Here is a 20642-nt window from a genome sequence, read left to right as displayed (position 1 = left end):
TTTGGTCAGTCTTAGGTGTTAGTATTTAATTGATTTCGATTCACTAAATTTGGAAGAAGAACCATCCTCATAATTTACTTTTATCCTATATTGATATTTTTTATCATCATCAACAGCTATATCTTCCCAACCTTCACTACCTTTTGGTACTCTGGCATAAAAACGAATAGTTTCTTCATCTACGGCTCTGTAAATATCAATATTATAGTCACCTGAAATAGGGTCTGTCCAAGCCAATTCAATCCCTTTTGCTCCTCTGTTTAATGAGAATTTCCCAACTCCTTTTCTGACTTTAGTATCAAATTTTCTAATGGCAACTGGCTTTGTAGGGATAGACTCTAAATTAGCATCATCAATTGCTATCATCAGATAGTGATATGTTTCCAAATCAACTACCGTTGAATCTGTAAAAAACTGTTTACCTTCTACAATTCCATATTCTTTTATGAGTTCCCATCTTTCAACAGCACTACTTCCCTTTCTGTAGATCAAATAATTTACTACATCAGTACTACCACTTGGGTACCATTCTAAATACGGTCCTCTCTCAGTACTTTTTGTGTAAGCAATTACTGGAGGAGACGGAGGTATTATATCAGGTCTCTTCAACTGCAGTGGAGCTGATAGTTCAGAAGGGTTTCCTCTTTTATCTACAGAAAGTACTTTATAATATACATCCTTCGCTAAAGTTTTGATACTTATAGAATCTTTAAAAGTAGTAGAAGGAATTTCTCTTGTTGTGACCTGAATATAGGTTCCATTTTTTTTATTAGCTCTATAAACTCTGTAACCAAACAAATCTCTCTCAGGACTTGGCGTCCAAGCGATTGTTACTCTACCCAATGAATCTACTTCTCCTAGAAGATTTTCAGGAATTGAAGGTGGGATACTGTCTGTAAGTTGTATGAATTCTTTGTACGACCAATTGATTTTCCCCACTTTATCCTTTGCTCCAAGTTTATAGTAGTTTGAAATTTCAGGTCCTATATCAAGATATTCTCCTGTCTGAACAGGAATACCTTCCTTAATGATTTTAAAGCCTTTATCATCTTCTGTTTCTGATCTTGCTATTAGAAGTGATTTAGCTCCTAAAGCTTTCCCCTCTTCGATTTCCCATTTCAACATCACACTACCCGATTTAAGGTCTTCATAAACCTTAAATTCAGGAACAAATTCCATAACAGGATAAGCTTCTACTCTAATTGGATTTACATAAGGCCCCCACTCTCCAAAAGCATCTTTACCTTTAATTCTATAATAATATGTACCTTCTTGGTCACCAATGCTATCCATGTATACCATATTTGGAGATGGTTCATTTAAGGATGGCTGAATAAATGGTGTTTTAGTTATGTCATAATAATTAACACCATCCTGAGACTTTTGTACCCAATAACTATTATAGGTATTACTCAAAGTTAACCAATCCCAAGTAAGTGTTACTTTACCCTCTTTATACTGAGCTGCAAATCTCTCTGGTTGAGGTAATGGAAAAGCTTCTTTTACTTGTACTAATACCTTTCCTGATTGGATTTGCTCCACACTATCAGGAACTAATGAATGTATTCTATAAAGATACCTTTCTCCTTTTTTAACGGTATTATCTTCGAAATACACACCTGACAAATAAGCTGCATTTCGAGATTGATCAGCAGAAAATAGTGCATAGGAATACCTCGCTTCTCTTTCCTTTACTACATGAATTAGTTGTGCTAATCCATCCTTAGAGTAAGCATCTGCATCAAGCTTAAATTGATTTCCAAATAATGCTTGAGCGGCTATTGCTATATACTGATCTGTGGTATCTGTATTAAAAACCCTTGTCCATTCATCATTGGGCTGGGGTAAGATTTTATCTTCTAGAATTACTCTTTCAACTTCATTTAAATGTGCACCATTTCTATAAGTGGTAATTCTTTCTAATTTATAACCGTACTTATTTAAGAGCTGCCAAGAAATTGAATTATCCGGGGCCCACCTTAAAAGCACTTTATCACTTGAAGTTTTTTCAATTAATTTAATTGAAGGTATTGATTCACTTGATTGTGAATATCCATACACATGAATATGTAGCAATAAAACTATATATATTAATTTTCTCATTATTTAATAATATTTGAAAGTGTATGTATGTATTCTGAATTACTTTTAGTCTTACCTGGTAATTTATATCTGAAGATTACATGATAATTACCTGAGTATATATATGGAGCACCTACGTCTTCACGAATTGCTTTAACCTTTTCATTATCATATGAAAGCACTCCATCTACTAAGAGATTTTCTATATTCGTTCTGATATCTATGAAGTCTTTATTTATACTTAGGTCAACATGGTAAATGAGTTCATGTGAATCATAGATTCCAAGTTGTCCAGAAGCAATTTCATCTTCATTTAACAATGGAGCAGAATTACTCCAAAGTACATTTTCATTCGACTGAGCATGTCTGATAAAAATACTCTTACTTGGTTTTAACCAGCCATATTTATCAGATGGTGTTCTCCATTCTATTTCAGCTCCACTTGCAAGTGGATAATCATCATAGATTAATGGATTAATTGCTCTTACATAGAAATCATCATTAAAATCAGCTTCTGTAGTTATTAGTCTTTCTATTTGATCTTTACCCATCATTTCGTATTGATCAAATGTCTCACCATTGTGATTTGGAATTGGCACGTAAATATATCGTCTATTACTTGGATAGTATAAACCAGTAAGTCCTGAACCAATATTTATACTTCCCATTTTTTCCACAAAAGTCTTAAAGTGGCTTGTTCTAAAATTAGAAGCATAAACTACTTTCTCCTCATTATTCTCTATAGTACCTGAGGCCGACCTTGTTTTAATATTAATGGTAGAACCTCCTTTTTGATCCCCTTGTAAATTTTGAGATGCTGTTGATTCAGTTACATTAGAATCGACATTTAACGCTGATTTAGGTAGATGAACGATTTCAAATGTATACACATTATTCAAAGTCATATCCGATGGGATATCTAATGATACTGTTGTATTATTATCATTATAAGATACATCTCCATAAACTGGATGACCTTGATAATTCGTAAATCTTGCCTTAACATCCCACTTATCAGGATTTTCCACCTCAAATAAGTAATCCCATCCTTTAATATTCAGTTTAATATAACCTTGATTCGATTCCTGAGGGAAGAAGTTCATTTGTCGATCAATAGGATAACTGTATACTACTTTATCCAAGTCTATAAACTTAGGTCGATCTCCTGAAATGAATGCTACAGATCTACTTAAATCTTCAGAATACCTCACTTTTACCCAACCAGCACTAGATCTTTCTTGGAATGTGAGCTTAATTCCCAATTCATATTTCGCTCTTTGTTCCAGCATAGCATGAGGTCTTAATACTAATGTCGTATTATCGTCATTCCATTCTTCGTCAAAAGTTACCTGACTATTACCGCCTTTCAAGAATACATTATCTACTCGAATTCTATATCTTTTCTTCTCGTTTGTATTCGGGTCCATTAATACCATTTCCTCATTAACAGGCACATTGAATACAAACTGAGGAGCGGCGAATACATCTACATCTTCTGATTTATTTTGAGGTGTAATAGAGGCTACCACTTCAACTCCAGCTAGTGGGCTTGCTCCTTGTATCTTACATTCTTCACCTATACTAAATTCAAATCGACATTCTCCACTTGCAGCACCACCTAAAATACTGTAGTAACCACCTACGGCACCATAACAATACATTGGGTTAGGTCCTTTGAACTGAAGTAATGCGGCTACGCCTAAATCTAGAATGGCAAATTTACCTTTCACAAACCATAAATCAACTTTAACGCCAATAGCCGCCTTTACATAAGCATATACTTGACCTTGAGCATACCATCCTTTGATACCTATTTGTCTACCTGTATTAGCACAAACTGCGTTGGCACCATAATTTGCTAGCATAAGGTCAAATCCAAAACCGGCTGCGATGTCTGCATAGAAAATCAAGAATGTCTTTTCTCCAGTATCAATTTTTAATGAAGCACCAAAAGCTACGCCTCTACCACCTGATAATGCACTTTCGTTTCTTCCTCCTGACTCAGGTTCTGGTGTTAAACCTAATATTTTTTTCACTTCATCTGGTGCTTCAAATCCAGAAGGAAGATTATCTCCTAACATGAAATAAGAAGTTGCCTCAACTGCTCCTAAAAGTTTTAAGTAAATCGGATTTTTATTTGTACCAATGTGAATATACCAGCTATCAGGTTCAAAGTGAGCAATTGCTCTACCTCCACCTTCTAGCACACCTGCTTGAATACTTACGTTTAGCTCACCATGATATACTTGGTTCTGGAAATCCAGACTCACTACAATACCCGCAAAAATTGGGGCATCACTTGCATTAATGTAAGCACATTGTGAATCGACTTCTCCATGATCTGGAGGTTCTGGTGTGGCTGTTGCATCTCCCTCTTTACCTCCTGTAGCGGAATTAGCTTCATCCATTACTTCAGCCATTTTCTGGAGTTGAGCCATGTCCAATCCTCCAATTTTTGGTGGTGTCATTAAATTGGCACAACCGATGAACATTGCTTTTTGAACGCCACCAGTTTTATAGAAGTTCATCTCAAACTGCGCCTCAACAAAAGCGGTTTCTTTCCTTACAATTGCCATTATAATGATGGCTTTAAAACCAAAGCCGGCATTTTTATCGGGTACATACACTCCACCTGTTGCGGAAGGAGTTGCATTTCTTAGCGAGGCATCTGCTTTAGAATAACCTACTTTTGTCATACCATAGTAAATACCCCCACCGAAACCGTGGAAGGTCAATGGTCCTACAGGAATTCCTGCATCAAGAACTGCCAATGCATCAACATACCAATATCCTTTACCTTCTTTCTTACCGAAAATCACTGAAGCTTCAACGGCTACTCCACCACCACTCATTGGACCTAATTTCGCCTCTAAAATTCCTTTAAAAACATCTCCGTAAATTGGATCGTCTTTTAGAATCTCAATTGTACCTTTTATATCGTAGACATTTTCTTTTCTTGCCTCAATAGTTACTTTCGTGATGTCAGTTCTGACGTATTTCCAAGAACCATTACCATTATCACCTATAATTTTCAGTCCTGCTTCTCCACCAAATCCTTCAGACCCTTCATGAAGTGACAGTCCGACAGCTAAATCAAGCCGGAGTTCTGTCCCCTTCGTATTCATCCCTATTTCATCAATACTTATTTCCCGTCCAAACACTTTCTGAGTGAGTAAATCTGAACTTAGCCCAAAGGCCGTGGCGGAAACATAAGGGGTTTCGGTTTGTATCATTAAGCCCTGAAAATCAATATCCACCAATTCCAGCTTGGCGTCTTTGGTGGCGACATTCATTGCCCCATCAAGATCTACACCTGCATAAAATTCTCCGTCTTCAATCTGTATTGTGATATCCGTCCTTGTCAGCAACAAAGTACTATTTTCTCCAAAAGGCTTAAACTTCAATGAATCTGTTGTAGCGGCTGAAAATAAAAAATCACCGCTCATTTGAACTTGAGCTTGATAACTTAGTACTCCAACGGTATCAGAAGTTGGTATCTGGAACTGCCCCACTAAATCAGCTTTCTGGAACTGCCCCATCAAAATATCTACTTCAATTTTTTCTAATGACAATGCCCAACCCGCACCAAGCTGTCCTTTTTCGAGGGATAGTAAATAATGAGCCTGGAAATTTCCGGTTAAGCCATTCTTATCTATAATTAAACCATTGACCCTAAACGAGGTTCGGTTTTTATTAGCCCCCGCAAGTGCCTTATCATCTGCCTTTTGTTGTTCTTCTGTCTTTTCGGTTGTGCTATTTTTATCGTTTTCAGCTTGCTCTTTTCTTACTTTATCAAAGTCACTCGGCATCATAACGACAGCCGATTTAATATAAAATCCTTTCCATAGATTCTGATTCCCTTCAATAAAATCTGTAGATTCATAACCTTCAGGAAATACCACACTACCATTGGTTATTTCTGATTGATCGTAAACTACATTCTCTGCTTTAAATACAAATCCTCTATCATTCTTTTCCCCCATTCTAAACATAGGGAGATTGACTTCTAAATATAAATCATCCCAGGATTCTATTTGAGTGGCTACTTTAGCACGGATTTGTCCATTTGGTATGACATCTCCCTCTTCTGTCGCTGGTCTGATTAATTCTCTGTTGAATACAACATCAAACTCAACGCCCATACCTTGATATCCATCGCAACCAAAATTCACATAAGTCTGTCCTCCATTATTAACTCCTTTAAAATCAAGGGTTATATCTTTTGATAGTTTTACTGGGTAATCTTTTAATAATGCTAATTTACCTTGACCTCCAATTCCTCGTTCTTGACTAAATGGGATATCAAAAGCACCAAACATCAATGTGTCTGAAGAGTTAGGAAAAGCAACGCCCATTCCTACATCTATTTTGGTTCCTTCAGGTGTTAATTTCACCTTGTAAATAACAATTTCGAAAGAAGTACCTCCCACATTCTTACTTATACCTACAGGCAATGAGATAAGGTCTTCCTCGGACAATAGAGATACAAAAAGCTTGTTTTCTCTGATTTTGTTCAAGGCTCCTCTAATTTCACCAATTTTTTCACTTACGGGTACACCATCTACCATTTCAGGTGCATCCTCTAATCTCTTCACATCTATTTTTTCCTTTTTGATAGGCACAGATGGAATTTCTACATCAAAATCTCTAAAACGTTGAAATTTCGATGCTCTATGAACTGATTCACTCTTCGCTGGAGGTGCCTCATTACGATCTACCGACCAGCAATCGATATGAATAAAAAACAGTAAGACAAGAAGTATATTTAGTATTTTGCTCATCATCATTTAGTCCGTTTTATTTAGCTAGTCAATTTTGTTTATCTCTTTTTTTAAAACCTTTAAACCTATAACTGTAACCGAGAGTAACAGTCAATTCCGTAATCGGAGGTTTATCATTCCGGACATCCTCCCGGTTCAGTAAAACAGAACTAAGGTTTAATGAATGTACTTCATTGAAGGTTGTGGAAGCGCCAAGCCTCCAGCTATACACCATACTTTGTACTTCATCGTTTGCTCTGCTTTGGTTGAATGAGATACTGCTTCTTAATTTTAATTTCTTCTCAAAAAGTCCCTTAGAGCAACTAATTGTTGGCCCTATGGTTGATGTGTTTCCTGCTTCTGAATTGGTTTGATTTAAACTTGCATTGGCACTTAATCCTATTCTAAAATTAGAAGGTCTATTGGACCAGTTCCATGAAAGAGCACCATTCCAAAATGTGCTATTAGGACTTACAGAAGTAGTATCAGATTGTTCGTTAGAAGTTTGCTGATAATTAAGATTTAGCGATATATTTTGACCTACAGTTTTCGATTGAGAGACAACCCAATTTAAACCAAGGTTACCTGCATCTGTTAACTGAGTATAATTTAAAGTATCTAAAGGCATCAATGGGTCTGAGTCATTGATAATTTCAAACTGATTTCGAATCACAGTAAATGATCTAAAGTTAGAGTAACTTGCATTAGCATTAACTCTTTTACTGATAACCCAAGCGATATTCGTAGCCAAATTAAAGTTAGACATATCACTAGCATTATCTCCGTTCAAATTATCTCTTTGCATACCTACATTTGCAGAAACTGAAACTTTCGATTGAAACAATTGTCCTGAAATATTCACACTTCCCGTTTCTAAATCATTGTTAGCATAATAACTACCCAAGGTTCGATACTCAGGGCCAATTCTCTCATAAGATGCTCCAAGATTCCATCCTAAAAGGTTGTAGGTAAATCCACCATTAAAGGCCCAATATGCTGAGGTTGAAGTTCTTTCTGTAAACAACCAATCCATACCATTCACTCTATCCCCTTTAGCTTCAGAAAATGTATTTGAAGAAAGGAAGGACATCCCTACTTCTGCTTGCACAGTTAAGTTTTCTAATAGAGTTTGACCTGCATATATACTTGTCGCAATATTTTCTTGAGGAAGTAAGCCTTCTGGAATTGAATCAGCACTATAACTTGATGGATCATCTTTGGCTCTAAATAAAGTAAAACCAATATTACCTCCTTTATGTCTATATTCTGATTTCAAAGCAAAACCCATTCTCCTAAATGAGGCTTCTGAATGTGGAGCATCAGGATCATAAATTGAGGCTTTCTTTAAACGCCCATACATCACTCCGAAATCCCATCGATCTGAAGGGCTTCCTGAAAGTTCAACTCCAAAAAACGTATGACCGCCAAGGGTATATGGAGAATAACTCACATTACCGTAACCAATCTGTGAATTCAACCATTTATAAGATGGCGTTAAAGAGAATTGGTTAAAAGGTTGTGTATAATTGAAGTTTTGATTTGAATAGGATAATGACAAAGGTATTGACATTCCATAGACATCAAAATTCAGATTACCTGAAAGAACATAGCGATACGGATCTCTTCTATCTTCCATACCCCATGCTGAATAAGCTGTTTGATTTAGCGATAGTCCTCCAGTTACTTTAATTGGTGCATCTTTTCCTATTTGATCTAGTTTTTGACCTATTGAATAGTTTGTCGATAGAATTAAAGTCAGAAAGATTGTACAGCTTGCTTTTAAAATTTGATAAGTTTCTCTAAGCAATTTTTACAACATTTAAGTGTTAGTCGTCAGACAAAGTTAATATTTTCTCAAAAAAAAACACTATTTCTTAAAAATAGTTGCGCAAAAAAAAGCCAGTTCTTTTCTGAACTGGCCTTAACACTATGCAATATGCTAGTTTTTACTCTTCCTCTACATAGTTATATGTAGGTATTGAAGGAGTAGTTGATTCCTCTTTCTTAAGTAGCTCCGCTTTCTTTTTCTCTTCTTCAAGCTGATAACGAATATTACTTTTTTGTTCTGCTAATTCAGCATCAAGTTTTTTCTTCTCTTCACAAGTTCCTGCAAACCAGTGCCCCACTCCTGCTTTATAAGCATTGTATGGGTTTTTGTAATCTTTACCATCACAGCCACAAACTGGATCCTCTGAGAAATTATAAGTTACTTTTCTGTCATCTCCTTCAGGAATTGTACAAGTAAACTTCCTTAATGTCTTAATGTCATTTTGAGCAAGGGGAAGTGATGTTTTCATAGTACGTGTACATTTTGTAGGATAATACACCGTTTTGTCAAACTGATATGGGTGAGCGTACACTAAGTACTCGTCTCCTTCAAAATACACAAAATCACATGAAGAATATTCTGCTCTCAAATAAACCTTTCTTGAAGGATATAACGAACCTTTCCAATACTCTGAAACAATCATTCCGACTCTATCATACCCCTCTTCCATCGATTGTATTTCGAATACTTTTCCTATAAATACAGCTTCAGATTCCTTATAAGCCTGCTCAATTGAAATACTTTCTCGCATACAGTCACAAGGGATAAACTTATCATCCACCCACATTCCCTGTTCAGTATCGCCATTAATGTAAAGCATAATTCCTTTACCATTTCTTTTGCCCTTCGACCAGCTTCCTATGTATTGAGAACCGTTGGCATAATAATGAATGCCTTCGCCGTGGACTTCATTCTGAATCCATGTCCCTTCATGTCTTTCGCCTCCTTTGGTCACCAACACGCCTCTTCCGTGCATTTTACCATCTAGAAAACCACCTTGATATACATCACCGTTGGCCCATTGGTAAATACCCATTCCATAAGGCACCCCTTTTTCAAAGTTCCCCTCATAGCTATTACCATTAGCAAAAATCAACTTTCCGCTACCTTCCATCAAATCATTTCTCCACTTTCCTTGGTAAACTGTCCCGTCTTCCCAAGTATACGTGCCGTGTCCGTGTCGCTTGCCATCACCATTAAACTGCCCCACGTAATTATCTTTATCCGGGTTTTCGCTGATTTGAGCTTCAACATAGGAAAAGTGCAACGTAAACAATATTGATAATAGTAAAGGGAAAATCGACTTTCTATTTGTATAAGTTAAATCTAAAGAGGTTCTTTGTTTATTAAAGATTGTCATAATTTAGTATTGATCGATATTTAATGACGATTGAAATAATAAATTTCATTCTGCTAAAATGCTAAAAAAATAATATGTTCAGATATTTCTTCTCCTTTATTATTACATTATTTATCACTTTTTCACTTCAAGCTCAAATTGTATGCTCAAATGCCAGCAAATTAGCATTGAGTAAAAAGATTGAAGAACTCAACAAATCAAAAGTGGATACTTTCAGTGTAGCACTTAGAGAAGGAAATATTGCCCGTACTTTTTTAGACACTCCTTATTTAGAGAAGACACTTGAAGTAGGAGAAAAGGAGGAATTAGTAGTTAATTTTGTTGGTTTTGACTGCACTACATTCGTGGAGAGTGTTACAGCAATGAATTTACTTTTTAATAATGACGCTTCGCTCCGAAACTTAAACCACTATGCTTCTATTCTGGAACGTTTGAGGTATAGAGGAGGTCAGCTATCAGGATACGGTAGTCGTTTACATTACTTCACGGAGTGGGTTATTGACAATGAAGAAAAAGGTATTTTGAAAGATATTACTGAAGAAATTGGCGGTGAAACTTATGAAAAGGAAATCAATTTTATGAGTACTCATATTTCTTCTTATAAAAGACTAATCAATAATGATAAAGCTGTCGACACTATAAAAACGGCAGAATCCAAGATAAATCAACAACAATTATCTCAAGTTTATATTAAAAATATTGCATCAGTTGAAAGCAAAATTAAAGAGGGTGATATCATTGCGTTAGTAACCAAAATTGGCGGTTTAGATGTCTCTCATGTGGGCATTGCAGTTAAAAAACTGAATAGAATTCACTTGCTTCACGCCTCTCAATCTTCTGGTAAAGTGGTTATTACAAACAAACCTTTAGCAGAGTGGTTAAGAAACAGCAAAATTAACACTGGTATTACTGTAGCAAGACTAAATTAACGGTTCTTGGCATCCATTAATCTATTTTTATTAATAATTATTGATCAAAATCACTTCAATTAATAATCCTTGCCGATAGGAAACTAAAAAACTATCGCTCATATTTGCATTCGTAAACAAAGGGAATTTGGTGAAAATCCAAGACAGTCCCCGCTACTGTAATTCTTGCCTATTGATTTAGGTTGATGTCGGGCCACTTTCATTTTTTTGATGGGAAGGCACATTGTAAAAGAAGAGTCAGGATACCTTTTTTACATTATATCTTCGGGTGCAAAGTAAATTTACAATGAGTCAGTTATCCAACATAATAGTTGTTTTTATCGTTTTCTTGTTCGCATTAGGTTGTAATTCTACCAGCCAAGAAAACACTAATTCAAGCCAGGAAAAACAACAAACAGCTTCAGCAGTAAGCAGTACTGTACATTACGCCAAAACTTTCAAATTAGAATATAAAGAAGGTTATAAACTCCTTCACCTTATTGATCCTTTCTCAGGGTATCAAAATACAACCACATTTGCCTTACTTCCTCACGGAGCAAAGAAACCTGAAGGTTTCAAAAAAAATCAAATTATAAGAATTCCCGTCAAAAAAGTAATCACCACTACTACTGCTCAAACCTCAATGATGGAAGAGCTTGGGAGTATTGATTGCATCAAAGGTTATGTTGCTAAAGACTATATGTACAGCCAACCTATCCTTGACAAAATGGACAATGGTGAAATCATTGCTGTGGGTTATGATATTGCAAGTAACACCGAGAAAATCATTGCATCTACGGCTGACCTAGTAGTTGTTAGTGGAAGCAGTACCACAAATTCATCCTCCTTCCCTATTTTAAATAAGGTAAATATACCGGTTATTGCTAATACAGACTGGCAAGAAAATCATTTACTAGGAAGAGCGGAGTGGATTAAAGTTTTCGGAGCACTGTTGGATAAAGAGAAAGAAGCAAACACTATCTTCGAAGAAGTAGAAAGAAAATATAAAGAATACATTGAACTTGCTAAAAAGGCAGATTCAAAGCCTTCAGTCATTTCAGGCTTACCTTATAAAGGAATGTGGTCAGTTCCAGGTGGAAAGTCTTATTTAGCCATCGCTTTTGATCAGGCTACTGCTGATTACCCATGGAGTGAAACTACTCAAACCGGAAGTATCCAACTTGATTTAGAAGCGGTCTATGCCAAAGGCGGTCATGCTGATTACTGGTTCAATGTAGGTCAATTGACCACATTGGAAGCTTTGAAAAACAATGATTCGAGGTATACAAAATTCAATGCATTCAAGGAAGGCAATGTTTACAACAGCAACAAAAGATTAAGGAACGGCATGGCGAATGATTACTGGGCAACAGGTATGGTGCACCCTGAATTAATCCTTGCTGACCTTATCAAGATTCTCCACCCCGACTTGCTTCCAGATCACCAGCTTTTCTTCTATCATAAATTAAAATAGAAATGAAATCCTATATTTTCGCGTTACTCCTATTACTATGCTTCCAGAAAGCTTATAGTCAGGATCTTGCTTTGCCAGATAGAGAGTTAAAAGAAGTTGAAATTGTTTCTAAGTCTCTAAAATATTATAGTCAAGGATCTCATATACAGACCATTGACAGTACTGAATTGAAATATCATAATGAAGGTACTCTTGCCTCTCTATTGAGAGATAAAGCTTCAGTATTTATTAGAGAATATGGAGCACCAGGGCAGTTATCCAGTATCTCAATTCGTGGTACTTCTCCTGTCAATACCGCTATTATGTGGAATGGTATTAACCTTAATTCTATGACCTTAGGTCAAACAGATATGTCTACTGTCAACACGTTTTACTTTGACAATATAGACATACAGTATGGAGCAAGTTCAGCTCAATATGGTACGGGTGCTGTTGGTGGTACAATTATGCTAAAAGATAATATTCATTGGGATGCTCCAAAAAACCGTTTTGAAGTTCAAACTGCTTTTGGAAGTTTCAATCAACAATTCTATGGGTTTAAAGGTGAATATGGCAATCAAAAATGGAGACACAAGACGGTAGCCTTATATCAGAAGTCAGATAATGATTACACTTTTTATAATGAGGCTGACAAAGAGTATCAGTCCTTAAGAAATTCAGGATTCTGGCATGCAGGTATATTGCATGAAACGCATTTCAAACCTAATGAAAATGAAGAATGGTCTGTAAATCTTTGGTATACTGAAGACAAGAGAGGAGTTCAACCTATATTTGGGAATAATATGAACCCTACCTATAATGACTCTACTCACAACACTGCTTTCAGAGGAGTTGTCAATTATAAATTGAATACTGATAAATGGACACATGTGAGCAGTGTTGCTTATATACAAGATGAGCTTTTTAATGGTGGAGATATCATTGCTACTCAACGTCTTCAAGCTGACTACAGAGGAGAAACTTCTTTAAGCAATTCTATTTCATTGCAGACAGGTTTCTACGCAATGAATATTTGGCCAAATGTCCATGCATATGAATCTAACCCTGAAGAATTTAGAGCATCTGTTTTTGCTGCTTTGCGCTTTGACATTACAAATAGATTCAATGTTTCTACAGTATTTAGACAGACATTTGTTACTGGAATATCAGCTCCTTTTACCCCTTCTATGAACCTCTCCTATGCCATTATGCAAGACCCTAAAAAGTCTTTAAAACTGAAAAGTTCAATAGGCAGAAGTTATAGAGTTCCAACAATGAACGAAAGGTATTGGGGAGAAAAGTCAAACCCTAACATTAAACCAGAAGATGGATACAACGTGGATTTAGGCTTTGATTATTCTCAGACATTTAATTCACTCTCTCTCAATGCAAGTTTAACAGGGTTTTATTTAAGAACCTACAATAAAATATTGTGGATTCCAGGTAATCCAACCTATGCATCCAATATCAAAAATGCCAGATCACTAGGTTTTGAATCTAATGTAGATCTTGGAAATCAGAATTCTTCACAATTGATAAAATGGAAAGTTGGCCTTGCTTATACATTAACTGACGCTCAAGACATGGACAGAGATAAACAGCTTATCTATGTACCGAAAAATTTATTCAAATCCTTTGTTAATGTAGGATATAAAACATGGTCTATGAACCTTGATCACAATTTTGTAGGAAAGAGAACAACACCGAATGATTATAATAATCTAAAGGAATACCATTTAATCAACCTTGGAGTAAACAAATCATTCAAGATAAATACCAGTGATTTATTACTAACATTTAAAGTAAATAATATTACTGATGAACAATACCAGAATTACCAAGGATATGGAATGCCTGGTATTAATTATATGTTGAAAGCAAATATCATTTTTTAAATAACAAGAACATGAAAAACAATTACAAGTTTCAACTCATCTTTGCATTTATCGCAATTCTTTTCACTTCATGTATTGAAGATAAAGAAACAACTCCATATGTACCCGGTTCAGAAGGTGTACATGTTGGAAACAATGGTTCATTAAACAAACCTGAAGATTCTTCGATTACAGCTTACACAATTAGCGGTAACGACACTACAGAATCACAATTAGCTTATCAAAGCATAAACGGCGAGCACTACAATGGTGCAATGGAAGGTTTTAATTCTAATGGTCAAGTGACAGTAATTACTACAGCAAATAAGAACCAAGTTATCGCTTGTGACACTAAGACACTTCAAAGAAAGTTTGTTGTAACTGATAGTGTGGAAAACCCAAGATACACTGCTTTTGATGGCAACCTAGCTTATGTAACAGTTTGGGGTGAAATTCAACCTGATTACAGCTACATCAGATCAAAAGTATTAGTGATTAATCTTACTACTGGGGAATTAGAAAACTGGTTCTCTGTTGGTAACAAACCAGAAGGTATTGTAGTAAAAAATGGCAAAATCTATGTTGCAGCTTCAAATACTACTAATGTTGAGGTTTACAATGCTTCAGATCTTACTGCTGCTCCAGAATTAATCAACATTGATGCTGCTCCTCAGCACTTTGCATTGGATAAGGATAATAACTTATGGGTTTCAGCTACAGGAAGTTATTCTTTCAATGTTGAGGATAAAAACAAAGGTATTGTAAAATTAAATACTTCTAACAATACAACTTCTGACTTTATCAATTATACAGGAATGGGCATGGAAGGTCATATCAATGCTTCTGCTGATGGTGCTAAAGTTTATGCAATTGGTGGTGAAGCTTGGCAAGACACTTCTGAAGCCGTTGAAATTAATTTATCATCGAAAAATATTGAGGTTATTGCTCAAGAAAAAGGTTTCAAGGCTGCTGCTCAAAATCCGTCAACTAAAGACATTTTTGTTTCAGTTACACCTTCTTACACTGAACCTGGATATGTAAATGTATATTCAGAAACTGGTGAATTTAAATCAAAATTAGAAGCAGGTGTGAATCCTACACACTTCATCTTCTACTAAAAGATATTTTGTCAAATATTATTAAGTTTATAAGAGCCTGAGAGTATTATTCTCAGGCTCTTTTTATTACCCTCACCTTTCAAACTCCCACCACTTATAGAAATGATGAGAGTAAAAGATGAAACTTATTGATTTGTATTGTAAATATTCTGTTTAACCTTTTGGTTTGAGGAAACTACACTACTTATAACACAAAACGCACGTTTCACTTCTGATTAATAACTTACTATCAATCGTTTTGTGATGGTTTTACCTTCCTTATTGGTAAATGTCATAATGTAAATTCCTGAAGGAAGTACTTCTTTTTCTCCAATCACAAATGTACGTTTCTCATTGATTTCGAAAGAAGAAATTAGTGTTCCTAATGGAGAGTAAAGCTTCACATTACCACTCAAATTAGAAATCGACTCTACATTGAATTTACCAAAGCGGTTGGGATTTGGATAAACACTTATATCAAGTTCATTTAATTCTTCAGCCAGATTTTTTGAAACTGATCTTCCAGAGGAAGATGTGCAAGCTAAATCAGCTTCGGCTTGTGTTTCAAAACATTGGTCACAGCCTTGTATTGGTCTACAAGGAGGACATTTTACTGTAATTGAAGCAACATCTTGGGCGAATACTGTACCCATTGTGCTCATCATCAAAATAGAAAAATATATTATTAATTTCATTATCGTATTATCAATTAAAGGGATTCAACAAATTTCACAACAGCCTGTTTTTCTTCGGTGCTCAATGCTTCATATGCTGCTCTCGCACCTGCAGCTTCTCCTCCATGTTGCATAATTGCTTGATCTGTCGTCGTTGCTGAACCGTTATGCATGTAAAGTAAGTCTCTTCCATTACGATCTAGCAATTGTAAGTTGTAATACAAGCCCCAAAGTGCTGGAGTTCTGTATGAACCTCCTGTTCCGATGTCATGCAATTTCATATCAGTGTAAGGACGGATCACAAGGTCTCTGAATTCAACCGGTGCATCATTTCTTGTTTTCTGAGTTTCAGTATGACAACCAGCACAACCAGCTTCCAAGAATTTGATATGACCTAATCCTACTGCAGGATCATCATAAACACCTTTTGATCGTGTAGGCACTGTTAAGAACTTGGTGTAAGCGACAATTAAGTCAACATCTTCTTGAGAGATTTGTGTTGGATCTGTTGCATCAACACCATGGTCATTCAATAAAGCGGCAATGGTCTGACTTTCCACAGTAGGCTGTGAACCATCCCATGTCAACCCTACTTCAGCACCAGCAATCCATTGTAATAAACCAACACCATACACTGGAGGTGGTAATAACATTCCTTTTGGAGTACTGACTAATTCAGAACCTCTACCATCTCTAAAGTGACACGTTCCACAAGTAGTTGAACCTATTTTCACTTCACCTAATACTCTGTTGTCTTGCTGACCGTCACCCTGACCTCTATGTCTCACTCCATGGAATAAATGATGTCCTTCAAGAAAATCATCTACATCATCATCATCTTCCAAAGTGATCAAGTGTTGCGTAAATACAGCGTCTTGTTCTTCTTTTGTAAATTGTCCTGAACCAGATAAAATCATATTACTTGATGCTTTGCCGGCCATTGATAAACGTGGATCACCAAAAGTGTTGAAACCCTGCCCTACTACATAGTTTTGGAATGTATTATAGTGCTGCGCTCCTTTACTCCAAGGTACTCCGTCAACTAAAGCGGTTACGGCTGTAATTTCATAAGAGATAATATTACCATAGTTAACAGTGTTGATATCTGACCACGGATATAGATCTCCTCCTTCATCAAGAGTTGGTCCTCCTGGAGCGATATAAGCTGAGTAGGAAGGTGTTGAAGCTCCACCCTTTGCAAGGAATTCCATTCTACGAACAGGAATTCTGTTACCTCCTTCCCATATTAATTTATCTTTATCAGGTAAATTATCTTGATCCTTATGTCTGATGGTATTGTCTTTTGTTGAATACAAGAACTGCTCAAAGCGTACATTGTCAGAACCATCAGTAACTACTGTTTCATATCTATCTAATGTTCTTAATAGAGATCCATTATGTGATGCATCAAAAATAGCCTCTGTAATACCATCTTGAGGGTGTGGGTGTCTGAAACGCATCCAGCTTGCTCCTTTTGATGTGATTGTTGGTCTGTTATCAGGATCTATTCTTTCTCCTTTTGTGGTAAACAAACCTGAGTAATGCCAGATATCAGCAGGATCATACGTATTCATCTGTGTATTACGCTTATATCTGAAGAAATAGTAATAATCTCCTGCTCCTACACATTCTGCTGGCACTTTTGCTTGGAAATCATCTCCTAACTCAGCCGTATAGAATGTTACTTGATTACATGAACAATGCATTTCGAATGAACCTGCATTAGTTTGCATTTGATCCAATACACCAGGTCCTACATTCACAGAAACTTCCGTTAAATCTTCACTTAAATCAAACGACCATCCATGTTCTTTTGCAGGGCTTCCAATTGTTGGTGTTGGTAAAGCCGGAGCTGGATAAACGACTAATGGAATATCACCACAAGGATCTTCTTGACAAGCTTCACAAGGTCCGCCACAATCTACTCTTGTTTCACCTTGATTTCTTATGCCATCAAAACAAGTTGGAAGAGGACCGCCTGCTGTCACTGTTACTTCTCCTAAACTAATTGGGCAGTCACCTCCTTCACCCCAACGTACTACAATATCATAAGTACCTGGCGCCATATCAGCCAAAGTAAACCACTGTGAGTCATCTTGTTTCACATAAGGATAAGTTACACCACCATCAATTGAGAATTCCAATACACTTCTACCTTCTACATCATCGTAAGCGAAAGTAATAGTACCGTCATTTTCATTTTCAAAAGATTCATTTGTGCTTGAAATTGTTGCATTAGGATTAGGAGTTCCATTACATACTACATCACATGATACACATTCACTGCCACCACAGTCAACTCCTGTTTCATCACCGTTTTGAATACCATCATCACAAGTAGGACATGCTGTACAGCTTGAACCACCACAGTCAACACCGGTTTCATCTCCATTTTGAATTCCATCATTACAAGTTGGCACAAAATAACACTGTGCAACTTGAGCTACTTTTTCTTGCTCATTACTGCCCTGTACTTTAATAGTATAATCTACTCCTGCACTAACAGTTACATTTCTCTTATAATAACCGTCTTCTTGTGTTTCTGGAGGGTAACAAGCACCATTTAAACATAAATATAATGCAGTTCCAAGATCTTCACTGTAATATAAAACACCTTGGCCATCAACAATTGTAAGCCCGAAATCACCACAAGTCCCTTCACCTGTACCTCCTGACTGACAAGGGGCACAAGAACCACCACAGTCAACACCTGTTTCATCACCATTTTGGATACCATCTGAACATGTATTCACTACTTCTTCATCCACAATCCACCAAACGCCACCGGCTCCTTCACCGTTAATATCACCTTCATTAATATCACTCACATAATAATACAGTGGCTGTCCGTTTAATGTGAGCTGTAACTGACCGTCACAAGTTCCACTCAATCCAAACTCACCAGTTACACCATTTGGTAAACGGGAAGGTAAAACTAGGTTTAACTTTGCATCTGTCACTACATAAGGCCAACTTTGAGCACAGCCTCCTGTACAACTTGTAAATTCACTGTTATCATTTGACCAAGTGTAAATCGTTCTAGCTGGTTGATCACCATATTTTGCAATCAAGTACTCTCCGTATTGAGGTGAGTTCGCAATAGAAATTACTAAATCTTTAGACACAGGTTCTGGGTCAGTACATTCAGTACAAACTCCTCCACAATCAATACCCGTTTCATTTCCATCTTTAATTCCATTTTCACAAGATCCCACAGTAACAGTTCCTAAATAAGTAGAACAATCTCCATTCCCCCATTTTACACCTGCTGTATAACTGCCTGCCATCTTATTATTAAATGTCACTGATCCTTCATTGATTCCTGCGAGTATAGAATCTCCATCAAAGAAGAAAAGAATGGAATCATAATCGTTGCTTACATTATTAAAATTAAAAGTAACGGACCCATCCAAAGCACCTTCAGCGGTTTCATTTACAGTAGTGACATTTGTAAATACAGTTGCAGGGTTATTCAAACCCGTACATGGCTGTGGTTCTCCGCCTATAAATTTAACTTGATCAATATTTAAAGCATTATCTCCCGTTTGATACACTATCGAGAAATCATCACCTTCATTTAATGTTTCCTGTATAGTGATGCTTTGATAGTTATTTACCCATGCGCCTGTAGCACTGAAAGTTGCATTACCTTTATCAACACCATTAATAAAGTATGAAATAGCACCACTCTGTTCAGAAGCATAAACGATTTCTATTGCTATTGAATTAGGAGCTTTTGCAATTTCAAAACCAGCTCCCTGTGATGAGATATAAGCAACACCTTGCCCTCCAGAGGCTGATAAATCACTATAAAGACTTGCACCTCCTAAAATTGTAGCACTTTCAGCTTCTACCACCACTTCGGTATCAGGCTCCTCAACTTGACATGGGGCACATGATCCGCCACAATCTACTCCGGTTTCATCACCATTTTGGATACCATCATCACACGTTGGTAATGGTTCCGTTTGGCATGGTGCACACGATCCACCACAATCTACTCCGGTTTCATCGCCATTTTGAATACCATCATCGCAAGTTGGTAATGGTTCCGTTTGGCATGGTGCACATGATCCTCCACAATCCACGCCTGTTTCATCGCCATTTTGTATTCCATCTTCACAAGTTGGAACCGGAGCATCTCCCGCTTGTGTAGCTACAACACTGTGCACAGGAGAAATAAATTGCCCATTAGTTGCCGCAATTTTGATTTGTATGTCATAAGTGTCTCCTACAGTAACATTAGAAACAGGACGCTCCCATCTGTCACCTACTTTTTCACCGTTTCTACAATCTGCACCCAAGCAGATATAGTTCCATCCTCCAGTCCATTCTGCCTGATCTGTAAAATAGATCACAGCATCTCCTGAAGCATCGACCTCTATTCCATAATCTTGAGCAAATGAAGAAATGTTAAAAGAGAGTAACAATAAGACAGTACAAAAGATAGACTGTTGTAATTGTTTTAAGAAGGAATATCGCCCAAAATGGGAACAATAAACCTTTAAGTTTTTCATCAACATAACTGATTATTAATTCATTAAAAAAATTTCATACCACTTTAATAATTTGAGTGTGACCTTAAATTAATAGCTGAATGAATTAA

10 protein-coding genes and 1 riboswitch are annotated in these 20642 nt (G+C 36.5%); of the genes, 4 read left to right on the top strand and 6 right to left on the bottom strand.

Annotation, left to right across the window (positions count from 1 at the left end):
* Positions 1-18: 18 nt before the first annotated feature.
* The 4 genes from HHU12_RS14005 to HHU12_RS13990 form a co-directional block, all read right to left on the bottom strand.
* Positions 19-2103, bottom strand: coding sequence for a fibronectin type III domain-containing protein (locus HHU12_RS14005; RefSeq protein WP_169657371.1), 2085 nt, complete (start codon positions 2101-2103; stop codon positions 19-21).
* Entirely contained in the window at positions 2103-6863 is a 4761-nt protein-coding gene (locus HHU12_RS14000; RefSeq protein ID WP_169657370.1) for a hypothetical protein, read from the bottom strand. The genes HHU12_RS14005 and HHU12_RS14000 overlap by 1 nt, the downstream gene beginning before the upstream one ends.
* A gap of 28 nt (positions 6864-6891) precedes the next feature.
* Positions 6892-8649, bottom strand: a complete 1758-nt coding sequence (locus HHU12_RS13995) for a TonB-dependent receptor (RefSeq protein ID WP_169657369.1) — start codon at positions 8647-8649, stop codon at positions 6892-6894.
* 139 nt (positions 8650-8788) lie between these two features.
* Positions 8789-10030 (bottom strand): hypothetical protein, encoded by a 1242-nt coding sequence (locus HHU12_RS13990; RefSeq protein ID WP_169657368.1) that lies wholly within the window; start codon positions 10028-10030, stop codon positions 8789-8791.
* 74 nt (positions 10031-10104) lie between these two features.
* Between HHU12_RS13990 and HHU12_RS13985 the strand changes: the two genes are divergently transcribed.
* The 4 genes from HHU12_RS13985 to HHU12_RS13970 all read left to right on the top strand — a co-directional run bounded on the left by HHU12_RS13985 (position 10105) and on the right by HHU12_RS13970 (position 15383).
* On the top strand, positions 10105-10959 hold the full coding sequence (locus tag HHU12_RS13985) for an N-acetylmuramoyl-L-alanine amidase-like domain-containing protein (protein WP_169657367.1): 855 nt from the start codon (positions 10105-10107) through the stop codon (positions 10957-10959).
* 73 nt (positions 10960-11032) lie between these two features.
* A riboswitch (cobalamin riboswitch) is annotated at positions 11033-11224 on the top strand.
* Positions 11225-11245: 21 nt separating this feature from the next.
* The gene (locus HHU12_RS13980) at positions 11246-12412 is read left to right on the top strand and encodes an ABC transporter substrate-binding protein (RefSeq protein WP_169657366.1); all 1167 of its coding nucleotides are present in this window, start codon (positions 11246-11248) and stop codon (positions 12410-12412) included.
* A 2-nt stretch (positions 12413-12414) separates the two neighbouring features.
* On the top strand, positions 12415-14286 hold the full coding sequence (locus tag HHU12_RS13975) for a TonB-dependent receptor plug domain-containing protein (protein WP_169657365.1): 1872 nt from the start codon (positions 12415-12417) through the stop codon (positions 14284-14286).
* Between the two features lie 11 nt (positions 14287-14297).
* Positions 14298-15383, top strand: coding sequence for a YncE family protein (locus tag HHU12_RS13970; RefSeq protein ID WP_169657364.1), 1086 nt, complete (start codon positions 14298-14300; stop codon positions 15381-15383).
* Between the two features lie 215 nt (positions 15384-15598).
* Here HHU12_RS13970 and HHU12_RS13965 read toward each other — a convergent pair whose 3' ends face one another.
* Both HHU12_RS13965 and HHU12_RS13960 read right to left on the bottom strand, forming a co-directional pair.
* On the bottom strand, positions 15599-16057 hold the full coding sequence (locus HHU12_RS13965) for a T9SS type A sorting domain-containing protein (RefSeq protein WP_169657363.1): 459 nt from the start codon (positions 16055-16057) through the stop codon (positions 15599-15601).
* A 14-nt stretch (positions 16058-16071) separates the two neighbouring features.
* Positions 16072-20553, bottom strand: a complete 4482-nt coding sequence (locus HHU12_RS13960; RefSeq protein ID WP_169657362.1) for a di-heme oxidoredictase family protein — start codon at positions 20551-20553, stop codon at positions 16072-16074.
* Positions 20554-20642 lie beyond the last annotated feature (89 nt).

The sequence above is a fragment of the Flammeovirga aprica JL-4 genome (assembly GCF_012844305.1).
Lineage (GTDB): Bacteria > Bacteroidota > Bacteroidia > Cytophagales > Flammeovirgaceae > Flammeovirga > Flammeovirga aprica.
This window is presented reverse-complemented; position numbering and strand designations above follow the sequence as displayed.

What these genes read in the sequence shown, in the direction of transcription:
- HHU12_RS13965 (WP_169657363.1), bottom strand. Translation starts at nt 16,057, where the DNA reads ATGAAATTAATAATATATTTTTCTATTTTGATGATGAGCACAATGGGT.
- HHU12_RS14005 (WP_169657371.1), bottom strand. Translation starts at nt 2,103, where the DNA reads ATGAGAAAATTAATATATATAGTTTTATTGCTACATATTCATGTGTAT.
- HHU12_RS13985 (WP_169657367.1), top strand. Translation starts at nt 10,105, where the DNA reads ATGTTCAGATATTTCTTCTCCTTTATTATTACATTATTTATCACTTTT.
- HHU12_RS13980 (WP_169657366.1), top strand. Translation starts at nt 11,246, where the DNA reads ATGAGTCAGTTATCCAACATAATAGTTGTTTTTATCGTTTTCTTGTTC.
- HHU12_RS13960 (WP_169657362.1), bottom strand. Translation starts at nt 20,553, where the DNA reads ATGAAAAACTTAAAGGTTTATTGTTCCCATTTTGGGCGATATTCCTTC.
- HHU12_RS13975 (WP_169657365.1), top strand. Translation starts at nt 12,415, where the DNA reads ATGAAATCCTATATTTTCGCGTTACTCCTATTACTATGCTTCCAGAAA.
- HHU12_RS13970 (WP_169657364.1), top strand. Translation starts at nt 14,298, where the DNA reads ATGAAAAACAATTACAAGTTTCAACTCATCTTTGCATTTATCGCAATT.
- HHU12_RS14000 (WP_169657370.1), bottom strand. Translation starts at nt 6,863, where the DNA reads ATGAGCAAAATACTAAATATACTTCTTGTCTTACTGTTTTTTATTCAT.
- HHU12_RS13990 (WP_169657368.1), bottom strand. Translation starts at nt 10,030, where the DNA reads ATGACAATCTTTAATAAACAAAGAACCTCTTTAGATTTAACTTATACA.